Source organism: Streptomyces sp. NBC_00223 (assembly GCF_036199905.1).
Classification (GTDB): Bacteria; Actinomycetota; Actinomycetes; order Streptomycetales; family Streptomycetaceae; genus Actinacidiphila.
Genome location: NZ_CP108109.1, coordinates 210,249 through 229,133, shown reverse-complemented (window position 1 = coordinate 229,133; position 18,885 = coordinate 210,249). Strand labels below are relative to the sequence as shown.

The window sequence follows — 18,885 nt, the reverse complement described above, 5'->3', positions numbered from 1 at the left end:
TCAGGTCTGCGAGAGCCTGGGGGACGCTCCGGAAGCGGTACATACTTCCAGTATCGACCGGCGGGCGGGCTGAGTCAGGAATACGCGGCACTCTGTGGACCCGGGTGGGTTCAGCGCCCCCGGGGCCGGCCCACGCGGGCGGATTCGGTCACGCTCCGCGCCCGGGTTCGCGCCGGTGCCGCACGATCGTGGCCTCGTCCGCGCCGTGGTCACCGGCCGCGCGGAAGACGGCGGCGGCCGTGGTGAGGGCGGTGGCGGCTTCGTCGGATCGACCGACATCGTGCGGGACGGCGCCGGGGGCCGGGTCCAGGGGCTGTTCCGGCCGCGTCCCGAGGCGTTCGGCCAGGAAGGCGAGGATCTCGTCCCGGGCCCGCATCGTGGGGTGGCCCTCCTGGTCGACGAGGTGCGCCGTGACGACGCTGTGGGCGCAGCCGACGACGTCACGGAAGAAGGGCGGAGGGTCGGTGTTCGCCGTCTCGGCCTTGAGCACGCGGCCGTCGAACGCGTCGCCGAGCAGCGCCCGGTAGGCCGCGAACCGCCGGCCGGTGCACCACTTGTCGTTGTCGAAGCGGTAGGCGAGCACCGTCAATCCGTCGCGCGCCACCCGTTCGGCCACGGCGGCGGCGTCCTCGTCGCTGATCTCCAGACCGCCGGGGTCGTCGAGCGGAAGCGACGGATGGTTGACCACCGGGGCGATGACAGCGGGTTCGAGCGCCATGGTCAGGGCGAAGTTGCCGGTGAAACACAGACCGACGGCGCCGACACCGGGCCCGCCGCACTCGGCGTGCGCCAGGCGGGCGAGGCCGCGCAGCCAGGTGACGACGGGGCTGGTGCCGCCGCCGGCGAACGCGCGGAACTCGGCGCTGACGCACGCGCGTCGCATGACCGTCTCGTGTGCCTCGGCGAGCGGATAGGCGCCGTCGACGCCGAAGAGGGACGGCAGGTACACGGAGAAGCCGGCGTCGCGCACCCAGCGCGCGAACCGCGCGACATCGGGGCTGATGCCAGGCATCTCGGGCATGAGGACGACGGCCGGTCCCGACCCGGCCACGTACACGGTCTTGTCGACGTCGTCGACGCTCACGGTTCTCCGTGAGAAGTCGTCCAGGGGGTCGTTCTGTCCTCGCTCGATGGTCATGACCGAGATGATGACGAGTGGCCGCCCTCCCCGGAAGCGGCGGCATCGCCATGTGTCCCGGTAATATCGCCATCCGATTCCAGGCGTGAAAGGGGCCGTATGAGTCCGCTGCGCGTCGGTGTGCTGGCCTACCCCGGGTGCTTCGCGTCGGAGGTGTTCGGAGTCCCCGACCTCCTGGCCATGGCGACGCATGTCGCCGCGGCGCAAGGGTCGGTCCGGCCGGCCCACGAGGTGTCGGTCGTCTCGCCCCGGCGGCGGGTGATCGCGTCCGGCGGCTCGGCCCTCGACGTCTCGGCGGTGCGCCCGGTGGACGTCCTGATCGTGCCGGGCTTCGAACTGTCGCCCGCGCTCGACCTCGACGCGACGCTCGCGAACCTCGGACCGGAAGTCGCGTCGATCCGCTCGCAGGCGGACGCGGGGACCGCTGTCGTGTCGATCTGCGTGGGAGCCTTCCTGATCGCCGAGGCCGGGCTGCTCGGCGGGCGCGAGGCGACCACGGCCTGGTTGTTCGCGGACCGGTTCGCCCTCCGCTACCCCGACGTACGTCTCCGCCCGGAGAGCCTGGTCGTGACCGACCGTGGAGTGACGACCACGGCGGCCTTCAGCGCCATGTACGACTTCGCGCTGCGGTTCATCAGCGAGCACGACGGCCCCCGCGTCGCCCGGAGCACCGCGCGTATCGCGCTTGTCGACGACGCCCGCTCCACACAGGCTCCCTATGTCGACGCGGGTCTTCTGCCCACGGTGGGCAGGGAGTTCTCGCTCGGCGTCAAGCGCCGGCTCGACCGGAACCTCGGTGCCCGCTACGACCTGCCCGCACTCGCCCGGGAGTTCCACGTCAGCACGAGAACCATGCTCCGCCGCTTCGGCGACGAAGCCGGGCAGACACCGCTCGCGTATCTGCAAACGGCCCGGGTGCGCCGGGCCAGGCACCTGCTGGAGACGACCGACCGGACCGTCGCGAGCATCGCCGCCGATGTCGGGTACGGCGACCCCGGGACGTTCAGCGGCATCTTCGCCCGGCACACGGGCCGGCGGCCGAGGGAGTACCGCGCGGTGTTCCGCCGTCGCCACGACCGTGACGGGTCGACCCGACGCACGGAGACGTGAGACCGGCCCGCGCGGTCACCGGCCCTCGGCGTCCGCTCAGTAGGTGACGGTGATCCGGCGTGCCGGGCCGTCCACCCGGACGCGTCCTCCGACGGGGATCACGAGTTGCGGGTCGGTGTGGCCGAGGTCGACGTCGAACACGACCATGGTGTCCCGTGATCGTAGGAGCCGGCGGACCGGGGCCACAGCGGTTATTCCGGGGGCGCGGCGACGGCATGACCGACCGGGCTCGGCCCACGGCGCCCGGACGGCTCCACCATCGGCGGCGAGAACCCGCCGGTCGTCAACGTCCGATGGCAACGCCCGACGTCCGCCGACACAGGACAGCCGCGCGTCCAGCCCGCGCACGCAGCGTCACCTCTTTCGGGGGATATGGCGTTCGGTGTGGTGTTCGAAGTGAGCTTGGCGGTGAGTTCTGGATAGGGTCCGCGCAGGAGGTTGTGCGATGCCCACGCAAGACGAGCTGTTCGCGTCGGTCGACGCGCTGCTGGAGCAGGGACCGTTGCTGCCGTCGCCGGCCGAGCGCAAGCGTCTGCGGGAGGCGGCGGGTCTGACGCAGGACGATGTGGCCCTGGCGCTGCGGTCGAGCCGGGAGACGGTGAACGGCTGGGAGAACGGCCGGACCAGGCCCCGGCCGCCCCGGTTGCAGGCGTACCAGCGGCTGCTGGAGGGGTGGGCCGCCCGTTACCCGGCGCCCGGCCCCGGGGTGCCGGAGAGATCCGGGGCGGTGGAGGCCCCTGTCGTACGGGAAGTCCCCGTTGTACGGGAGACGCCGGCCGTACCGGAGCCCGCCGCCGTACCGGCAACGCCCGCGCCGGACCGTACGGCCGCAGCGGCGCGGCCCTCCGCCCCGGCCGCCGTGACAGCGCCGACCACGAGGACGGCGAGGCCCGTGACGCCCGCCCGGCCGTCGGCTTCGTCGCGGCGCCCGCAGACCGCCGCGGCCGCCCGCCCGGCGGCCGATCCCCGGTTCCCGAACGGCCCGATCGCCGTGCTGGACGGCGACGGCACCGCGTACTGCGCGGGCGGCGTCGTGCTGGACTGCCCGGCGGCCACCCTCCCGGCCCTGGTGGAGTGGACGCTGGCGGAGTCGGGCATCGGCGCGGCGCGGCTGCACCGCAACGGCAAGGACGCCGACCCGCTGATCGCCCTGACGGAGTCGGCGGCCGAGCGGTTCGGGCTGCCGGTCCGGCTGGAGGGCGAGGAGGCCCGCCGGTCGCTGCGGTTGCCGGAGGACCACAAGGTCGTCAAGCAGATCGCCCGCGCGAAGTGGAAGCTCACCCAGCGGGGATTCGGCCCCTGGGCGCGGATCTACCGGCCCGCGCAGGGGCAGCAGCGAAGTTGCGTCCAGCTCGCGATCCTGTCGTGGGACGCGCTGGACACCCGCGCCTGGGGGGAGACCGCCTCGCTGCACCCGGCGGAGATCGCCCGCGTGCTCGGGACGTACGCCGCCCGCGTGATCACCCCGCGCGGCTCCACCGCCGTCTCCGGCCTGGAACTGATGACGGCGATGCGCCCGCCCACCCGGGCCGTACGGGACACCGCCACCGGGACGTGGGTGTCCGCGCCGAACCCGGGCGCGCTGCACGCCCCGGTGGACCCGGCGCCGCCGGAGGCCCCGGCCGAACACCCCGTCGCGCGGGGCTGGGAGGGCGGGTTCCTGGACGAGGAGGCGTACCAGTGGGTGCGCGACCCCCAACTGCTCACCGACGACGAGTGCGTGCTGCCGTGGGCGGTGGGCCTGGACATCAACACCGCGTTCCTCGCGGCCGCTTCACGGCTGACGGTGGGGCTGAGCGAGCCTGTGCACGTCTGGCGGCCGGCGTTCGACCGGAAAACTCCCGGGAGTTGGTACGTGGACCTTTCCCATGTCGACCTGGACCCGCGGCTGCCGTCGCCGTTCACCCCGTCCGGGAAACGGCCGGAGGGGCCCGCCTGGTACGCGACGCCGACCGTGGACTACGCGCGGGAACTCGGGGCCGACGTAGCGCCGTTGGAGGGATTCCTGCGGCGGGAGACCGGCGCCTGGCTGGACCCGTGGCACGACCGGCTCCGGGACGCGTACCTCACCACGATGGCCGAACTCGGCGTCCCCGTCGGCAAGGACACCGGCGAGGCCGACTTCCTCGCCGCGATGGAGCACCACAAGGAGACCGACCCGGCCCTGGCCTGTGTGCTGTCGGCGGTCAAGTCGACGGTCAAGGGCGGCATCGGCAAGCTGCGCGAGCGCCCGCAGGGCCGGCACTACCGTGACGGCGAGCGCTGGCCCGCCCTGGAACGCCCCACCTGGCGCCCCGACATCCGCGCCGCGGTCATCGCCAAGGCCCGGGTGAACATGCACCGCAAGATGGTCAACACCGCGAAGGCGACGGGCCTGTTCCCGCTGGCGGTGCTCTCCGACTGCGTCGTCTACCCGTCGGCAGGGCCGTCCCCGCTGGACTTCCTGCCGCTCACGCCCGAGGGACATGTGCTGCCGGGGACGTTCCGGATCGGGGGCTCGCCGGGGCTGGCCAAGGTCGAGGGTGTCCAGGAGATGTTCTGGGCGGTCGAGTTGATGGAGAAGGGCCTCAACCCGGCCCGTCACATCAAGGGCGGCGACGCCGTACTGGACGAAGGGGAGTAGGCCGTGGGGGACATCGAGGACGCACTGGACCGGGCGGGGGCGGAGACGTTCACCCGGCAGCCGCCGAAGACGCCGCTCGCGCAGATGCGGCTGCTGGTACGGGCGGAGAAGGGGTCGACCCGGGCGGTGGCCGCGCGGCTCGGCGTGTCCCAGCGCACGGTGGAGCGCTACCTCGCCGGGCAGCGCAAGCACCCGCGGCCGGCCCTCGCGGGCGCGCTGGCCCGCGAGGTGAAGAAGGTGTGGCAGCCCCGGGTGCGCCGGCGGGCGCAGCGCCGCGCCGCCACCAGCACCGGGATCACCATCGAGACCCGGGCCCGTTTCGGCTACACCGCGCCGGTCGGCACGACCGACGACGGCCGGCTGCGGCGGCTGACCGTCCATCTGCCCCCGGCCTACGCCGACCGGCTCTTCCAGGCGCAGCGGCAGGGTGCGAGCGACCGGGCGCTGCGGGAGATCGTCGCCGAAGGGCTCCAGGAGATCTACTTCAAGGACGGCGGCACCCGGGCCGGCGACCTCGAAGTGGAGTTCACGGACATCGACTACTTCGACGTGTCCTTCTGACCCCGCCGCCTCATGGCGTGGTGCGGCGCAGGGCCTCGGCGGGACGTCCGGAGCGGATCGACGTGCGGGTGTAGCGGCCCGGGGGGATGCCCACGACGCGCTTGAAGTGGCGGGTGAGGTGGGACTGGTCGTAGAAGCCGGCCGCGGTCGCCACCTCGCCCGGGGGCCGGCCGTCGAGCAGCAGACGGCGGGCCAGGTCGACGCGGCGGGACATCACGTACTGGTGCGGGGCGATGCCGAAGGCGCCGCTGAAGGCGCGTACGAGATGCGCGGGATGGGCGTGGACCATCCGCGCGGCCTCTTCCAGGGCGATGCCTCCGGGCAGGCGCCCGTCGAGGAGGTCACGCAGGCTGTGGGCGACGCCGCGGTCGGGCGCCGCGCTGCCGGGCCTCGCGCTGTCGAGGACCAGCCGGGGGCGCAGGTGCCCGCGCAGCCGCTCGCTGATGAGGGCCAGCCGGCTCTCCGCCTCGAATTCGTCACCCCGGTGCGCGAGCGCCGTGTGCAGCTGTGCGACGCGGCGGCGCAGCACGGGATCGGTGAGGTCCGGGCCGTCCACCGCCGGCCCGATGAAGCGCTCGTCCAGTTGGGTCATGTCGAGGTAGAGCACGCGTTTGCGAAAGCCGTGCGGGGTGGCGGACGAGCCGTTGTGCGGGACCTGCGGCGGGAGCAGGCTCACCGTGTCGCCCGGGGTGCCGCGTTCGTAGCGGTCCAGGTCGTAGCGGACGGCGCCGTCGTCGACGATCAGCAGAGTCCAGGCGTCGTGCACGTGCATGGGGTACGCGTGCTCGGTGAAGTGGGCGTGGAAGACCTCCACGACACCCGCGACCGGCGGGCGCCAGGCGGAGATCTCCGGTCGGGGCGCCACGCAAAGAACGTACAAGACGGCGAACGGGCGCACCCGGGAGTCTCAGAGCATGAGAACCGAGAATGAGGCCCGGTCCGGGGCCGAGTCCGAGTCCGGCGCGGGGAACGCGGACGTGCCGGTGCGCTTCGACACGAAGATCGCCGTCCTGCTGCGTGACGACCTGGAGTCCTGGCAGCGGCTGAACGTGACGGCCTTTCTGGTGAGCGGGCTCGGCACGGTGGTACCCGAGGTGATCGGCGAACCGTACGCGGACGCCGACGGCACGGCGTATCTGCCGATGTTCCGGCAGCCCGTGCTGGTCTTCCGGGGGACGAAGGAAACGCTGACCGCCGCCCACGGCCGCGTGCTGTCCCGCGCGCTGCCGAGGGCCGTGTTCACGTCGGACCTGTTCGGCACGGGCAACGACCGGGACAACCGGGCGGCGGTCCGGGCCGTGCGCGGGGAGCAGCTCGATCTCGTGGGACTGGCCGTCCACGGGCCGCGCAACGCGGTGGACAAGGTCCTCAAGGGAGCGCGTATGCACCCCTGAGCGGCCGCTGTCGCGCGGTTCGCGGCGCGGGGCCCCGGGCGGCGGCGCTGCCGCCCGGGGGTCGTGGGGGCGCGGGAGGGGGATGTCACGAAGTTGTCATATGCGGGGCGGAATGCGGGGTTGCCCGGTGATCGTTCGAGGCGACATGACTGTGGGAGTAACACTCAGCGCGACCGATGACGGTAATCAGATCGACGCCACCGTGCGGCTCGCCGGGGAGGCCGCGGCCGCGGGGCTGCGGTCCGCCTGGTTCGGGCAGACGTTCGGCGTGGATTCGCCCCAGCTCGCGGCGATCGTCGGGCGCGAAGTACCGGGCCTGCACGTGGGCACCTCCGCGATCCCCGTCTTCGGACGCCACCCGCTGCTCGTGTCCAGCCAGGCCCAGACCGCGCAGGCGGCCACGCACGGCCGCTACCACCTCGGACTCGCGCTCGGCACCAAGCTCTTGACCGAGGCGGGCTTCGGCATCCCCTTCGAGCGGCCCATCGCCCGGCTGCGGGAATTCCTCGTCGCCCTGCGGCAGTTGACCGAGACCGGCGCCGCCGACTTCCACGGCGAGCTGCTGACCGCGACCACCCCGACGCCGGCCCGTGTGCCCGGCGCCGAGGCGGGCGTGCCCCTGCTCGTGGCCGCGATGGGCCCGCAGGCGCTGCGGGTCAGCGGTGAGCTGGCGGACGGGATCCTGCCGTATCTCGCCGGGCCGCGAGCGCTGGCCGAGCACATCGTCCCGGCCGTCACCGCGGCGGCGGCCGCGGCGGGTCGCCCCGCGCCACGGATCGTCGCGCTCGTGCCCGGCGTGGTGACCGACGACGCGGACGCCGTGCGCGAGAGGTTCACCGAACAGCTCGCGTTCTACGAGCAGATCCCGTCCTACGCGCGGGTCGTCGAGCTCTCCGGCGGCAAGCGGGCCGGCGACGTGGCCGTGGCCGGCGACGAGAAGACGGTCGCCGCCGAGGTGCGGCGCTATCGGGACGCCGGGGCGACCGAGGTGGTGTTCTCGGGAACGGACATCGCGGGGGAGGCCGCTCGGCGCCGCACCTGGGCGCTCCTCGGGGAACTGGCGGGCTGAACTCCCGGGCAAGGCATCGCGTGGACCACGACCGGGCCTGCCCGTGCGTCGACGGCCATCGACGCACGGGCAAGCCTTCGTCCGTTCACGTTCAGCGGGCGAATCAGCGGGCGAATCAGCGGGCGAATCAGCCGGCGAAGCCGCGGAAGACGCCCTCTGCGCCCGGGGTCAGTTCTTGAGGTGGCGGGCGAAGCGTTCGTGGGCGGCTTGGCGGCTTGTGCCGAAGGCCTGGCCGACGGCCTCCCAGGAGACCAGGCCGCTGCGGGCGGCCCGGACCGCGCCGAGGCTGTAGCCGGGGGCCGCCTTCTCGATCCGGGAGGCGACCCGCAGGGCGGTGAGCGGCCGGCGTTCGGAGAGTTCCGCGATCCGCCGTTCGAGCGCGGCGAGCATCTGCTCCACGTCGTACGGCACCAGGCCCTCGGTCAGGGTGACGTGCTCGTCCCAGTCCGCGTACGGGCCGGTGGGTGCCTCGTACCCCTCGGTGGCCTCGTCGTCGCCGCGGTGGATCGGGTGCGCCTCGGCCCCGCGCCACCCGCACACGCAGGCGCCCTTGACGCCGATCGCGCGCGGGCCGTCGGCCCCGTTGTACGACCACCAGGGTTTTCTGGCCCCGGGCTCCGGAGCGGGCTCGCCGCCGTCCGCCAGCACCGCCACCAGGTACCCCTCGTGGCGCCCGCTCTCGTCCAACCAGCTCATACCTCAGCCCTTTCGCCACCGGAACATCCGTCAAGGTTCCCTGACGAACCGCCCGCCCGTCAAGGGACCTTGACATGAATCGAGCGGCCGGTCCCCGCCCCCGCCGCGCGGCGGAACACGGAACCGGGTCCCGTCGCGCGGCCGAACGGGCCCGCTACCAGCTGGACTTGCGCACCCCGGGAAGATGCCCGGCGTGGGCGTGCTTGCGCAGGCTCACCCGCGACAGGCCGAACGCGCGCAAATAGCCGCGGGGGCGGCCGTCGGTGGAGTCCCGGTTGCGCACCCGGGTGGCGCAGGCGTCGCGGGGCTGGCCGCGCAACTCCCGCTGCGCGGCGGCCCGGTCCTCGGAGCCGGTGGCGGGGGAGGCGATGATCCGCTTCAACTCGGCCCGGCGCTCGGCGTAACGGGCCACGATCACCCGGCGCCTGTCGTTCTTCGCGATCTTGCTCTTCTTGGCCATGGCGGTGCCGCCTCAGACCTTTCCGCCGCGGGCGCGGATCAGCGTCACGGCCTTCTCGACGCCGATCCGGTCGACCGTCTTGATGCCCTTGGCGCTGAGCGTCAGCCGTACATGGCGGTTCCCGCTCGGCAGCCAGTAGCGCTTGGACTGGATGTTGGGGTCGAACCGGCGGGGGGTGCGCCGGTGCGAGTGGGAGATGGCGTTGCCGAATCCGGGTGTGCGACCGGTCAGTTGGCAGTGCGCGGACATACGGGCCTTCCTGGCGGTACGGGTGGCTGTCCGCGCCAGCTTATCGAAAAGCGTTTTCATGTCCAAGTCGACCGAGGGCGGCGCCCGAGGATGGCCCTGCTGCCGTACTCCTCGAAGTAGTCCGCCGGGCCGACGGGGGTGGCGGTCTCCCCCCGAACGGCGGATGCGTCCCGCCCCGGTCCTTGCGGGCGTCCCACCCGTACGAACAGGCCGGGCCGCGGGCACGCTCCCGGCCGCCCGGGGGCCCGCCGGCGGCTTTCGGGCCGCGTTCTCGCCGGGCGCCCGCTTCCGTGGGCGGGGACGATGGCGGCCGGGTGTGTGGCCGTTTCACCCGGGCCGGCGCCCGGCCGGGTTCGCGCACCCGGGGTGAAGGCGGACAGCACGGTGAGGGCACGGCACGGTGAGGGCGGTGACGAGGTTGGCGGCCGACGACGACGCGCCCGCGGACACCCGGCGTGATCTGGAGCGCGCCCGGGAGCGTCTGCGCCTGCTGTCCGACGTCAGCGTGGCCCTCGCCAGCATCCTCAACGCCGACGAGGCCATGCGCCGACTGGCCCGGCTGGCCGTCCCCTCCGTGGGCGACGCGTGCGTGGTGGACCTGCTGGACGGGGGATTCGTACGCCGGGTGGCCGTCGTCCACCACGACTCGATCGACGTGCCGCAGGACCAGGCGGAGACGACGATGCCGTGGCCGGACGAGTCGGCCGAGCCGGTGGCCCGGGTGCTGCGCGGCGCGGGACCGGTGGTGATCGAGGGGTCCCGGATCCCGAGGAAAGGGCCGTGGACCTCCCAGCACGGCCTGTACCGCACACTGAAGGCCCAACGGGTGCTGATCGTGCCGCTCCAGGCCCGGCGCGCGGTCCTCGGCGCGTTCACCCTGGTCCGTACGGCGGAGTCCGACGCGTTCGACCACCAGGACATCTCGCTCGCCGCCGACCTCGGCCACCGCGCCGGACTGGCGCTGGAGAACGCCCGGCTGTACGCCCTTCAGCAGCACACCGCCGAGGAGTTGCAGCGGTCCCTGCTGCCCGACCTCACCGGCGTGGAACACCTCCAGCTCTCTGCCCGTTATCTGCCGGCCCGCGAGGGCGCCGAGGTCGGCGGCGACTGGTACGACGCGTTTCCGCTGGTGGACGGGTCGAGCGTGCTGGCCATCGGCGACGTGGTCGGCCACGATCTGACCGCCGCCGTACGGATGGGCCAGCTCCGCAACATGCTGCGCGCGCTGGCGTACGACAGCGGGGACTCACCGGCCGGCGTGATGCGGCGCCTCGACGGGGTGATGCAGGGGCTCAGTACGACGGAGCTGGTCACTGCGGTGATCGTCCGGGTGTACATGTCGCCGTCGGGGCCGTGGATCGCGCACTGGACCAACGCCGGTCACCCGCCGCCGCTGCTGGTGGTTCCCGGCGAGGGCGGCCGACTCCTGGAGGAGGCGCTCGCGCCCGTGCTGGGCGTCGACCCCGGGATCGCCCGGGAGGACGCCCTGGTGGTGCTGCCAAGGGGCTCGACCCTGCTGCTCTACACCGACGGGCTGATCGAGCGTCCCGGTGAGGACATCGGGCGCGGGCTGACCCGGCTGCGGCAGCACGGGGCGAGCCTGGCCGAGCTGCCGTTGCAGGAGTTCTGCGACGCGCTGCTCGAACGGCTCACCGCCGGCCGCTTCGACGACGTCGCCATGCTCGCGCTCCGGGTCCCCGCCCGTGGCGAGGCCCCCGTCGCCGCCACCTCGGAACACTCCTGGACGGGCCCGTAGCCGCCTCGGACGGGCCCGGGACGGCCCGGTGAACGGGACCGGCCCGCCTGCGAACAGGCGGGCCGGACTCTGTGCGGACGGGACGTCGGCCGGACGGAGGTCGGTCCGCCCGACGACCGCGCGGTCAGGACGTCAGCCGACCGTGCACACCGTGCCGTTCAGCTTGAACTGCGCCGGAGTGGCGAACGAACCGGAGTACGTGCCCTGGAAACCGAAGGACGCGCTGCCGTTCGCGGGGATCTGCCCGTTGTAGGACATGTTGGTGGCGGTCACCGCGCCCGACGACGGGCTGATGGTGGCGTTCCAGGCGTTGGTGACGGTCTGGCCGGACGGCAGCGTGAAGGCCACGTTCCAGCCGTTGATCGCCGAGGAACCGGTGTTGGCCACGGTCACGTCGGCGGTGAACCCGTTCTGCCAGGAGTTCGGGTTGTAGGTCACCTTGCAGCCCGAGCCGCCGGTACCGCCTGTCGTACCGCCGTTGGTGGTACCCGCCGTGGTGCCGCCGTTGGTGGTGCCGGCTGTCGTACCGCCGTTGGTGGTGCCGGAGGTGGTGCCGCCGTTGGTGGTACCCGCCGTGGTACCGCCGTTGGTGGTGCCGGACGTCGTACCGCCATTGGTCGTGCCCGAGGTGGTGCCGCCGTTGGTGGTTCCGGAGGTGGTGCCGCCATTGGTCGTACCGGACGTCGTACCGCCGGTGGTGCCGGTGCCGCCGCTGTTGAGCGCCGAGAGCACCGCGTCGTACGCGGGCTTCTTGTTGTAGCTCCCGTCGAAGAGCAGCGGGGTGTCGCTGCTGCGCCACGAGTAGGTGTCCGTGATGCCCCAGACGGTGATGCCGGTGCAACGCGACACGGCCAGGCAGCCCTTGACGACGGTGCTGTAGCTGTTGGCCTGGGCGGTGCCGGAGCCGGCGATGTCCACCTCGGTCATCTGCACGTCGACACCGAGGTCGGCGAAGCGCTGGAGGTTCGCCTGGAAGTCACTGGGGACCGGGGACTGGCTGTTGAAGTGCCCCTGGAAGCCGACACAGTCGATCGGGACGCCGCGCGCCTTGAAGTCCTTGACCATGTTGTAGACGGCGGTGCTCTTGGCGTTGACGCCGTCCGTGTTGTAGTCGTTGTAGCAGAGCTTGGCAGCGGGGTCGGCGGCCCGCGCGGTGCGGAACGCCTCCTCGATGAAGCCGTCGCCGAGCTTGTCCTGGAACGGGGAGCTGCGGTGGGCGCCGCTTCCGCCGTCCTGGAATGCCTCGTTGACCACGTCCCAGGCGTAGATCTTGCCCTTGTAGTGCTGCATGATCTGCGTGATGTGGTTGTCCATCGCGGTCTTGAGGTCCGTGGCGCTCAACCCGCTGACCCAGCCGGGCAGCTGGGAGTGCCAGACCAGCGTGTGGCCGCGGATCTTCATGTTCTTGGCCTGCGCGTGGGCGACGATCTGGTCGGCCGCGGCGAAGTTGAACGAATTGCGGGTGCCCTCGGTGGCGTCCCACTTCATCTCGTTCTCGGGCGTCACCGCGTTGAACTCGGTGTCCAGGGTGTTCGCGTAGCCCGACTCGCCCAGGTGGTTGGCCGCGACGGCCGCGCCGAAGTAGCGGCCCTGGGCCGCGGCGGAGGCGCCCAGCGTGCTCGCGGCGCTGGCCGAACCGGCCAGCGCTATCAGGCTGGTGGCGGCGAGCACGCTCGCGACACCGGCGGCGACCAGCGTACGGCCGCGTACGCGCAGCCGTGGACGCGCGGCAACCGGATCGTGGGACGGTTCACTTGTCATCTTCAACCTCTTCTTCCTGCACTCCGGGTGAGCATGGGGGGCTCCGGCCGGACATGGTGGGGGGATCAATCGTGAAGTTCTGCCCACGACGAGGGATGTGGGGCCGCTGCGGAGCGTGGACAGGAGGTCGATCGTTGAAAAGTGTGGACCTTGAATTGGGGATACGTCAACGAATTATTTCCGAAAGTTTGTCGAAACATAGTGACGTAAGTGGGCCTCTCTATGTCGAAAGTTTTCGACATGAAGGTGTCCAGACCATTCGGCCTCACCGCATTTCGGTGATCCGAGGTCTTGACGTACCGTCGGCCCGGCCCTATCGTATTCGAATCATTCGCTGGGTCGAGGAAACTTTCGACCGCGAATAGCGGCCGCCCGTCGTCGGCGTGACTCCAGGTCAGCGCCTCGACGACCACTCGGCGCCGCCGCCGCACTCTCCCACTGCCAAGGCCCCCGCGACCGGCGCCCGACAGCGCGCTCCGCGCGACAGGCCGGTGCCCCCCGGGCCGTCGCTCGGCGAAATGCCGGATTGATGCATGATGATGACATATCGTCACCGTCGTCCGGGCAAGGAGAGACTCATGGAATTCGATGTGGTGGTCGAGATCCCCCAGGGGTCGCGGAACAAGTACGAGATGGACCACGAGGCCCACCGCATCCGCCTGGACCGCACGCTGTTCACCGCGACCCGTTACCCGGCCGACTACGGCTACATCGAGGGCACCCTGGGCCGGGACGGCGACCCCCTCGACGCGCTCGTCATCGTCGGGGAGCCCACGTATCCGGGCTGCGTCATCACCTGCCGGGCCATCGGCGTGTTCCTGATGACCGATGAGAAGGGCCCGGACGACAAGGTGCTGTGCGTGCCGGCGGGAGATCCGCGCTACGAAAGGCTCCAGGACATCCCCGACGTACCCGCCTTCGACCTGATGGAGATCACGCACTTCTTCGAGGTCTACAAGGACCTCGAACCCGGCAAGTCCGTCGAGGGATCGAACTGGGAGGGCCGCGAGGCGGCCTACGCCGAGATCGAGGCGTCCCGCAAGCGCGCGGTCGCCCGCCGGTCCTGACCGCCGCCGCGCCCGACCCGCCGGGGGGCGCCGTGACGCCGGGGACCCGAAGGCGCGGGGGCCGCCGCGGGCACCGCAGGTTCGGCGTGCCGCGGCACCACCAGGGGCCGGTGCTGGCCGTGGTGGCGCTCGGCGGCGCGATCGGCGCCTGCGGCCGGTACGGCGCCCTGCTGCTGTGGCCGACGGCGGCCGGCGCCTTCCCCTGGACGACGCTGGTGGTGAACGCGGTCGGCTGCGCGGTCATCGGCGTCTTCATGGTCGTGCTCACCGACGTCTGGGCGGCCCACCGGCTGGTCCGCCCGTTCTTCGGCACAGGCGTGCTCGGCGGCTTCACCACCTTCTCCGCCTACGCCGCGGACGTCCGGCGGCTGGTGGACGGGGGAGAGGTCCGTACCGGGCTCGCGTACATGGTGCTCACCGTCCTCGCCGCGCTGGGCGCGGTGTGGGCCGGTGCCGCACTGACCCGGCGCATCGTCGAATGGAGGCAGTCGTGAAGGTCACCGGTCCCGCCCTGCGGGTCACGATCATCATCAGCGAGAGCGACATCTGGCATCACCGGCCGATGTTCACGGAGATCGTGCACCGCGCCCATCAGGCCGGACTCGCGGGCGCGGCGGTCTTCCGCGGCGTCGAGGGGTTCGGCTCCTCGTCGATGATCCACACCAGCCGGCTGCTCTCGCTCAGCGAGGACCTGCCGGTCGCGGTCGTCATCGTGGACGCGGAGGACCGGATCAGGGAGTTCCTGCCGCGGCTGGACGAACTCGGGCTCGGCGGCGTGGTCGTCCTCGACGAGTGCCAGGTCGTCCGCCACCTCACGGACGACGATCCGGGGGAAGGACGGCGGTGAACTGGCTGCTGGTGATCGCGGGCGCCGCGGTCGGGGCCCCGCTGCGCTATCTCACCGACCGCGCGGTGCAGTCCCGGCACGACACCCTCTTTCCCTGGGGCACCTTCACGGTCAATGTCTTCGGCTCCTTCGTCCTGGGCCTGGTCGGCGGCGCGGTGAGCGCGGGCGCGGCGTCCGGCCGGACCCAGGTGCTGCTCGGCACCGGCTTCTGCGGCGCGCTCACCACGTACTCCACCTTCTCCTACGAGACGCTGCGGCTGGCCGAGGACGGCGCCCGGTTCACGGCCGCGGTCAATGTGCTGGGCAGCGTGGCGGTCTGCCTCGGCGCGGCGTTCGCCGGGGCGGCGCTCGCGGAGGCCGTCTGGCCGTAGTCCCGTACAGCGGCGGTGCCGGACCCGTATCTCTACGGCGGGGGTCCGGCGCCACCGGTCGGTCAGGGGGTGTAGACCTGCGGGCGGGGCGGGGTCGGCATGCCGTTGCCGAGGAAGAAGCTCGGGTGCGGCGGCTGGTTGTACGCGGTGTTCTGCCAGGCGATGGCGGTCCGGTACTGGGTGTCGTGCATCAGCGTGGTGATCCGCAGATCCGTCGGGGTGGGCGTGGAGTAGATGCGCAGCGCCGTGTTGTCGGTCGTCGGCCAGACGACCTCCTCGCGCCAGTCGCCGAACAGGTCGCCGGACAGCGCGGGCGTGGACTTGGTCCCGTTGTTCGCGTGCACTCCGGCGCCGGTCAGCAGCCGGGTGTCGGAGCCGGTCCCGTACTTGTCGATGTGGGTGCCGTCCAGCAGCTCGCGGACCGGGTCGCCGTCCCACCAGGCCAGGAAGTTGGTGGAGCCGGGCTTGCGGCCGATGTTCTGGCCCTTGGTGCTGTACAGCCCGCTCACACCCGCGGACCAGGACTCGGCGCCGGGGCTGCCGGCGTAGATGTCGTCCGAGACGCCCCGGCCGTTGTCGCAGCCGCAGCTGGGGTTGGACCACAGGATCTGGCCGGTCTTCGCGTCGGCGAACCAGGCGGCGAGCTTCGAGGTGTCCTCGTCGACCTTGAAGACCTCAAGGCCGGGGTGGGAGGGGTCGAGGTCGCCGACGTGCAGCGCGTCGCCGTGGCCCTGGCCGGTGTTCCACAGCCGGCCGCCGTTGTCGTCCACGGCCATCGAGCCGTACTCGATCTCGTCCTTCCCGTCGCCGTCCAGGTCGGCGATCGCCAGCTGGTGGTCGCCCTGGCCGGCGTAGGCGCTGTTGCCCGAGCTGTTCGAGTCGAACTTCCAGCGCTCGGTGAGCTTGCCGTCCCGCCAGTCCCAGGCGGCGATCACCGTACGGGTGTAGTAGCCGCGGGCCATGATGATCGAGGGGCGCTTGCCGTCGAGGTACGCGGTCCCGGCGAGGAAACGGTCCACCCGGTTCCCGTAGTTGTCACCCCAGTCCGCGACATTGCCGCGCGGCGGGTCGTAGTTCACCGTCTGGAGGGCGGCGCCGGTCTGGCCGCTGAAGACGGTCAGATACTCCGGTCCCGACAGGACGTAGCCGGACGAGTTGCGGTAGTCCGCCTTCGCGTCGCCGATCACCTTGCCGGTGCCGTCCACCGTGCCGTCGGCGGTCTTCATGACCACCTCGGCCTTGCCGTCGCCGTCGTAGTCGTACACCTGGAACTGCGTGTAGTGCGCGCCGGAGCGGATGTTGCGGCCGAGGTCGATCCGCCACAGCCGGGTGCCGTTCAGCTTGTAGGCGTCGACATAGGTGTCGTCGGTGTAGCCGGACTGGGAGTTGTCCTTGGCGTTGTCGGGCTGCCACTTCAGGATGAACTCGTAGACACCGTCCCCGTCCACGTCACCGACGCTCGCGTCGTTCGCCTCGTAGGAGCCGGCCGGCGGCTGGATCGGGACGTCGTGGTAGCCGTTCGCGAAGGACAGCGAGGGCGCCGACGCGGGCTGCTCGGCGCCGTTCACCACCGCGCGCACGGTGTAGGAGGCGTCAGCGGCCGCGCCCGAGTCCAGGTAGTCCGTGGCGCCGGTCAGTGGGGAGGAGTTGAGCCGGGTCGAGCCACGGTAGACGTTGAAGGCGACGTTGTCGGGGTCCGTGCCGAGCCAGCGCCAGGAGACGAGGTTGCCCGAGCCGCTGCGGACCGAGACGACCCCGCGGTCCAGCTTCTCGACCTGGCGGCCCTGGCCGGAGGGCGGCGAGGTGGGCGGGGTCGTCGGAGGAGTCGTGGGCGGGGTGGTGGGTGGTGTGGTCGGCGGGGTCGTGGGCGGCTTCGTGGTGGGCGCGGTCGTGGTCGCACTGTCCGTGCACACCACGCCGTTGAGGGTGAACGACGCCGGTACGGTCGCTGTGGCCGTGCCGGACAGCGAGCCGTTGAAGCCGAAGTTCGTCGAACCCCCGTTGGGAATCGAGCCGTTGTAGCTCACATTCCTGGCGGTGACCTGGGTGCTGTTCAGCGTGACGTCGGCGTTCCACGCCTGGGTCACCGCCTGCCCGGCGCCGAAGGTCCACTGGAGCGTCCAACTCGACACCGCGTCACCGAGGTTGGTGATGTCGACGGACGCCCCGAAGCCGCCCGACCAGGAGTTGGTGATCGCGTAGTCGACACGGCAGCCGGCCGCGGCCGCCTGCGCGGTGGCGTGCACACCCAGCGCGGTGCCGACCGTCAGCAGGCCGCCGGCCGCGGCGGCCGTCCATACACGCCGTCGTCGTCGATGCGGGGTCATAGGAGTCCTCCAGGGGTGGGGGGATACGACGCTGCTCCGCGACCTCCCCGACCCGCGCCTGGATTGTGGGAGCGCTCCCATGGGCGGGTCGAAGAGAGGGCCTGCCCGCGGACGGGTGTCCGGTGGTCGGCCCTGATCGCGGAAAACTCGTACAAAGGTCAACCGATAGCCCGTTTACGGGTGGGGGGTTCGGTCGGCCGTCCCACATCAATCCACAAGGTTCAACGGACGTCAACACCCGCCGCCACGATCGGCGTCCGTCGCGGCGGCGACGGACGCCGGCCGCGTGCAGTCGAGGGTGGCCGGTGGGCAGGGCGTAGGCCGCGCGGCGCGGCGACGCCCTGGCCAGGACTGTACGGATCCGCTGCGAGCCGGTGCGGCGAGGCCGGAGGCGTTTCCCGGCCGGAGCGTCGCGGAGGTCCGCAGGCCCGGACGGCGACCGTTCTCTGCCCAGGGAGGCCGGCCCCGGCGCGGGACGTCGGCGACCGGGCCATCGGCGGCCGGGCCGGCGTGCCTCGCGCCGACGCCGGGCGGTGGGTCCGGCGGGGGCCGCGTGCGGGAGGGCTTCCCGGTCGGCGGCGCGGACGGCCGTCTCGCGCTCGGATGCGCCCGGGGCCGTACGCCCAGGGGCCGCGCGAGGGACGTGCCTCCGGCGCGCGTCGCGTCGACATCAGGCGCGGGCCGCAGGCCCGTCCGCAGGGAACGGAGTTCCCTCACTCGGGCTTCGCGTCGCCCTCCCGCAGGGCCGTTTCGACCTGCTGGACGACCTGCCACATGGGCGTGCCCGACCTGGCGATCACGACGACCGTGTCCTGCGGTTCGCGCCAGGTGCGCCGGACCATCTCCAGCGCCGGGTCGACGCACGCGGCCACGTCGCCCCGGCCGCCCGAGCGCAGCCAGGTGCGCAGGCCGTAGTTGTGGGCGGCGACGACCGCCGCCGCGACGGCGTGGGCCCGGGCCCCGCCCTCGGCGAGCCCCGCGAAGCGCCGTTCCAGATACGTGGCCAGGGCCCGCTCGTACCGCCAGACCACGGAGATCTCGTACGCCTTGAGCGCCGGTACGTGCCGGGTGAGGGTGTAGCGCCGGACGGAGAACTCCGGGTTCTCCGCGTACATCCGCATCACCAGCCGGGCCGCGCCGCACGCCGTACTCACCGCGTCCTCCTGCGCGGGGTCGTCCGCCAGGTAGGCGACCATCCGCGCGAGCGCGCCCTCGTGGTCGGGGAAGACCACGTCCTCCTTGGTGGGGAAGTAGCGGAAGAACGAGCGCCGGCCCACCCCGGCCAGCCGCACGATGTCGTCGACCGTCGTGTTCTCGTAGCCGCGCTCCACGAACAGTTCGAACGCGGCGGACACGAGGAGGTCGCGCATCGGCGGCCGGTCCTCCGCCGCCCCGCCGGGTCGGTCGCCGCCGCCCGGCTCCTTTGTCTGGCTCATCGCACCATTACCTCGCAAGC

General features: G+C 72.2%; 18 protein-coding genes and 1 pseudogene. 10 read left to right on the top strand and 9 right to left on the bottom strand.

Features of this window, described 5'->3' with window-relative positions; all coding sequences use genetic code 11:
- Positions 1-148 precede the first annotated feature (148 nt).
- Entirely contained in the window at positions 149-1,138 is a 990-nt protein-coding gene (locus OHA30_RS01000; RefSeq protein WP_328911846.1) for a dienelactone hydrolase family protein, read from the bottom strand.
- 99 nt (positions 1,139-1,237) lie between these two features.
- Between OHA30_RS01000 and OHA30_RS00995 the strand changes: the two genes are divergently transcribed.
- Positions 1,238-2,248, top strand: coding sequence for a GlxA family transcriptional regulator (locus tag OHA30_RS00995; protein ID WP_328911845.1), 1,011 nt, complete (start codon positions 1,238-1,240; stop codon positions 2,246-2,248).
- A 36-nt stretch (positions 2,249-2,284) separates the two neighbouring features.
- Here OHA30_RS00995 and OHA30_RS00990 read toward each other — a convergent pair.
- Positions 2,285-2,401 (bottom strand): annotated as a pseudogene (locus tag OHA30_RS00990) (LD-carboxypeptidase); the annotation flags it as partial.
- Between the two features lie 292 nt (positions 2,402-2,693).
- Between OHA30_RS00990 and tap the strand changes: the two are divergent.
- On the top strand, positions 2,694-4,871 hold the full coding sequence (gene tap / locus OHA30_RS00985; RefSeq protein ID WP_328911844.1) for a telomere-associated protein Tap: 2,178 nt from the start codon (positions 2,694-2,696) through the stop codon (positions 4,869-4,871).
- Between the two features lie 3 nt (positions 4,872-4,874).
- Positions 4,875-5,432, top strand: a complete 558-nt coding sequence (tpg, locus tag OHA30_RS00980) for a telomere-protecting terminal protein Tpg (protein ID WP_328911843.1) — start codon at positions 4,875-4,877, stop codon at positions 5,430-5,432.
- Between the two features lie 10 nt (positions 5,433-5,442).
- On the opposite strand, the gene OHA30_RS00975 is transcribed toward tpg, so the two are convergent.
- Positions 5,443-6,297, bottom strand: coding sequence for a helix-turn-helix transcriptional regulator (locus OHA30_RS00975; protein WP_328911842.1), 855 nt, complete (start codon positions 6,295-6,297; stop codon positions 5,443-5,445).
- 49 nt (positions 6,298-6,346) lie between these two features.
- Between OHA30_RS00975 and OHA30_RS00970 the strand changes: the two genes are divergently transcribed.
- Both OHA30_RS00970 and OHA30_RS00965 read left to right on the top strand, forming a co-directional pair.
- Complete coding sequence (locus OHA30_RS00970; protein ID WP_328911841.1) at positions 6,347-6,826, top strand: DUF2000 domain-containing protein; 480 nt, start codon at positions 6,347-6,349, stop codon at positions 6,824-6,826.
- Positions 6,827-6,971: 145 nt separating this feature from the next.
- Positions 6,972-7,895, top strand: coding sequence for a TIGR03564 family F420-dependent LLM class oxidoreductase (locus OHA30_RS00965; RefSeq protein WP_328911840.1), 924 nt, complete (start codon positions 6,972-6,974; stop codon positions 7,893-7,895).
- A 168-nt stretch (positions 7,896-8,063) separates the two neighbouring features.
- On the opposite strand, the gene OHA30_RS00960 is transcribed toward OHA30_RS00965, so the two are convergent.
- The 3 genes from OHA30_RS00960 to rpmB all read right to left on the bottom strand — a co-directional run bounded on the left by OHA30_RS00960 (position 8,064) and on the right by rpmB (position 9,300).
- Positions 8,064-8,591, bottom strand: coding sequence for a hypothetical protein (locus OHA30_RS00960; protein ID WP_328911839.1), 528 nt, complete (start codon positions 8,589-8,591; stop codon positions 8,064-8,066).
- Positions 8,592-8,745: 154 nt separating this feature from the next.
- Positions 8,746-9,051, bottom strand: coding sequence for a 30S ribosomal protein S14 (gene rpsN, locus OHA30_RS00955; RefSeq protein WP_328911838.1), 306 nt, complete (start codon positions 9,049-9,051; stop codon positions 8,746-8,748).
- Between the two features lie 12 nt (positions 9,052-9,063).
- On the bottom strand, positions 9,064-9,300 hold the full coding sequence (rpmB, locus tag OHA30_RS00950) for a 50S ribosomal protein L28 (RefSeq protein WP_328911837.1): 237 nt from the start codon (positions 9,298-9,300) through the stop codon (positions 9,064-9,066).
- A 409-nt stretch (positions 9,301-9,709) separates the two neighbouring features.
- On the opposite strand from rpmB, the gene OHA30_RS00945 reads away from it, so the two are divergent.
- A complete protein-coding gene (locus OHA30_RS00945; RefSeq protein ID WP_328911836.1) occupies positions 9,710-11,056 on the top strand; it encodes a PP2C family protein-serine/threonine phosphatase in 1,347 nt (448 codons plus the stop codon).
- A 132-nt stretch (positions 11,057-11,188) separates the two neighbouring features.
- On the opposite strand, the gene OHA30_RS00940 is transcribed toward OHA30_RS00945, so the two are convergent.
- A complete protein-coding gene (locus OHA30_RS00940; RefSeq protein WP_328911835.1) occupies positions 11,189-12,817 on the bottom strand; it encodes an endo-1,4-beta-xylanase in 1,629 nt (542 codons plus the stop codon).
- 578 nt (positions 12,818-13,395) lie between these two features.
- Between OHA30_RS00940 and OHA30_RS00935 the strand changes: the two genes are divergently transcribed.
- The 4 genes from OHA30_RS00935 to crcB are packed head-to-tail and all read left to right on the top strand — an operon-like array spanning position 13,396 to position 15,102.
- Positions 13,396-13,884, top strand: coding sequence for an inorganic diphosphatase (locus OHA30_RS00935; protein WP_328911834.1), 489 nt, complete (start codon positions 13,396-13,398; stop codon positions 13,882-13,884).
- Positions 13,881-14,378: a fluoride efflux transporter FluC gene (locus OHA30_RS00930; protein ID WP_405786177.1), complete on the top strand. Its 498-nt coding sequence runs from the start codon at positions 13,881-13,883 to the stop codon at positions 14,376-14,378. Before OHA30_RS00935 ends, OHA30_RS00930 begins: the two co-directional genes overlap by 4 nt.
- On the top strand, positions 14,363-14,731 hold the full coding sequence (locus OHA30_RS00925; protein ID WP_328911832.1) for a DUF190 domain-containing protein: 369 nt from the start codon (positions 14,363-14,365) through the stop codon (positions 14,729-14,731). Before OHA30_RS00930 ends, OHA30_RS00925 begins: the two co-directional genes overlap by 16 nt.
- Positions 14,728-15,102 (top strand): fluoride efflux transporter CrcB, encoded by a 375-nt coding sequence (gene crcB, locus OHA30_RS00920; protein WP_328911831.1) that lies wholly within the window; start codon positions 14,728-14,730, stop codon positions 15,100-15,102. The genes OHA30_RS00925 and crcB overlap by 4 nt, the downstream gene beginning before the upstream one ends.
- A gap of 62 nt (positions 15,103-15,164) precedes the next feature.
- Here the strand turns inward: crcB and OHA30_RS00915 are convergent, their stop codons facing one another.
- Positions 15,165-17,429, bottom strand: a complete 2,265-nt coding sequence (locus OHA30_RS00915) for a rhamnogalacturonan lyase family protein (RefSeq protein WP_328911830.1) — start codon at positions 17,427-17,429, stop codon at positions 15,165-15,167.
- Between the two features lie 713 nt (positions 17,430-18,142).
- Positions 18,143-18,865 (bottom strand): TetR family transcriptional regulator, encoded by a 723-nt coding sequence (locus OHA30_RS00910; RefSeq protein WP_328911829.1) that lies wholly within the window; start codon positions 18,863-18,865, stop codon positions 18,143-18,145.
- Positions 18,866-18,885 lie beyond the last annotated feature (20 nt).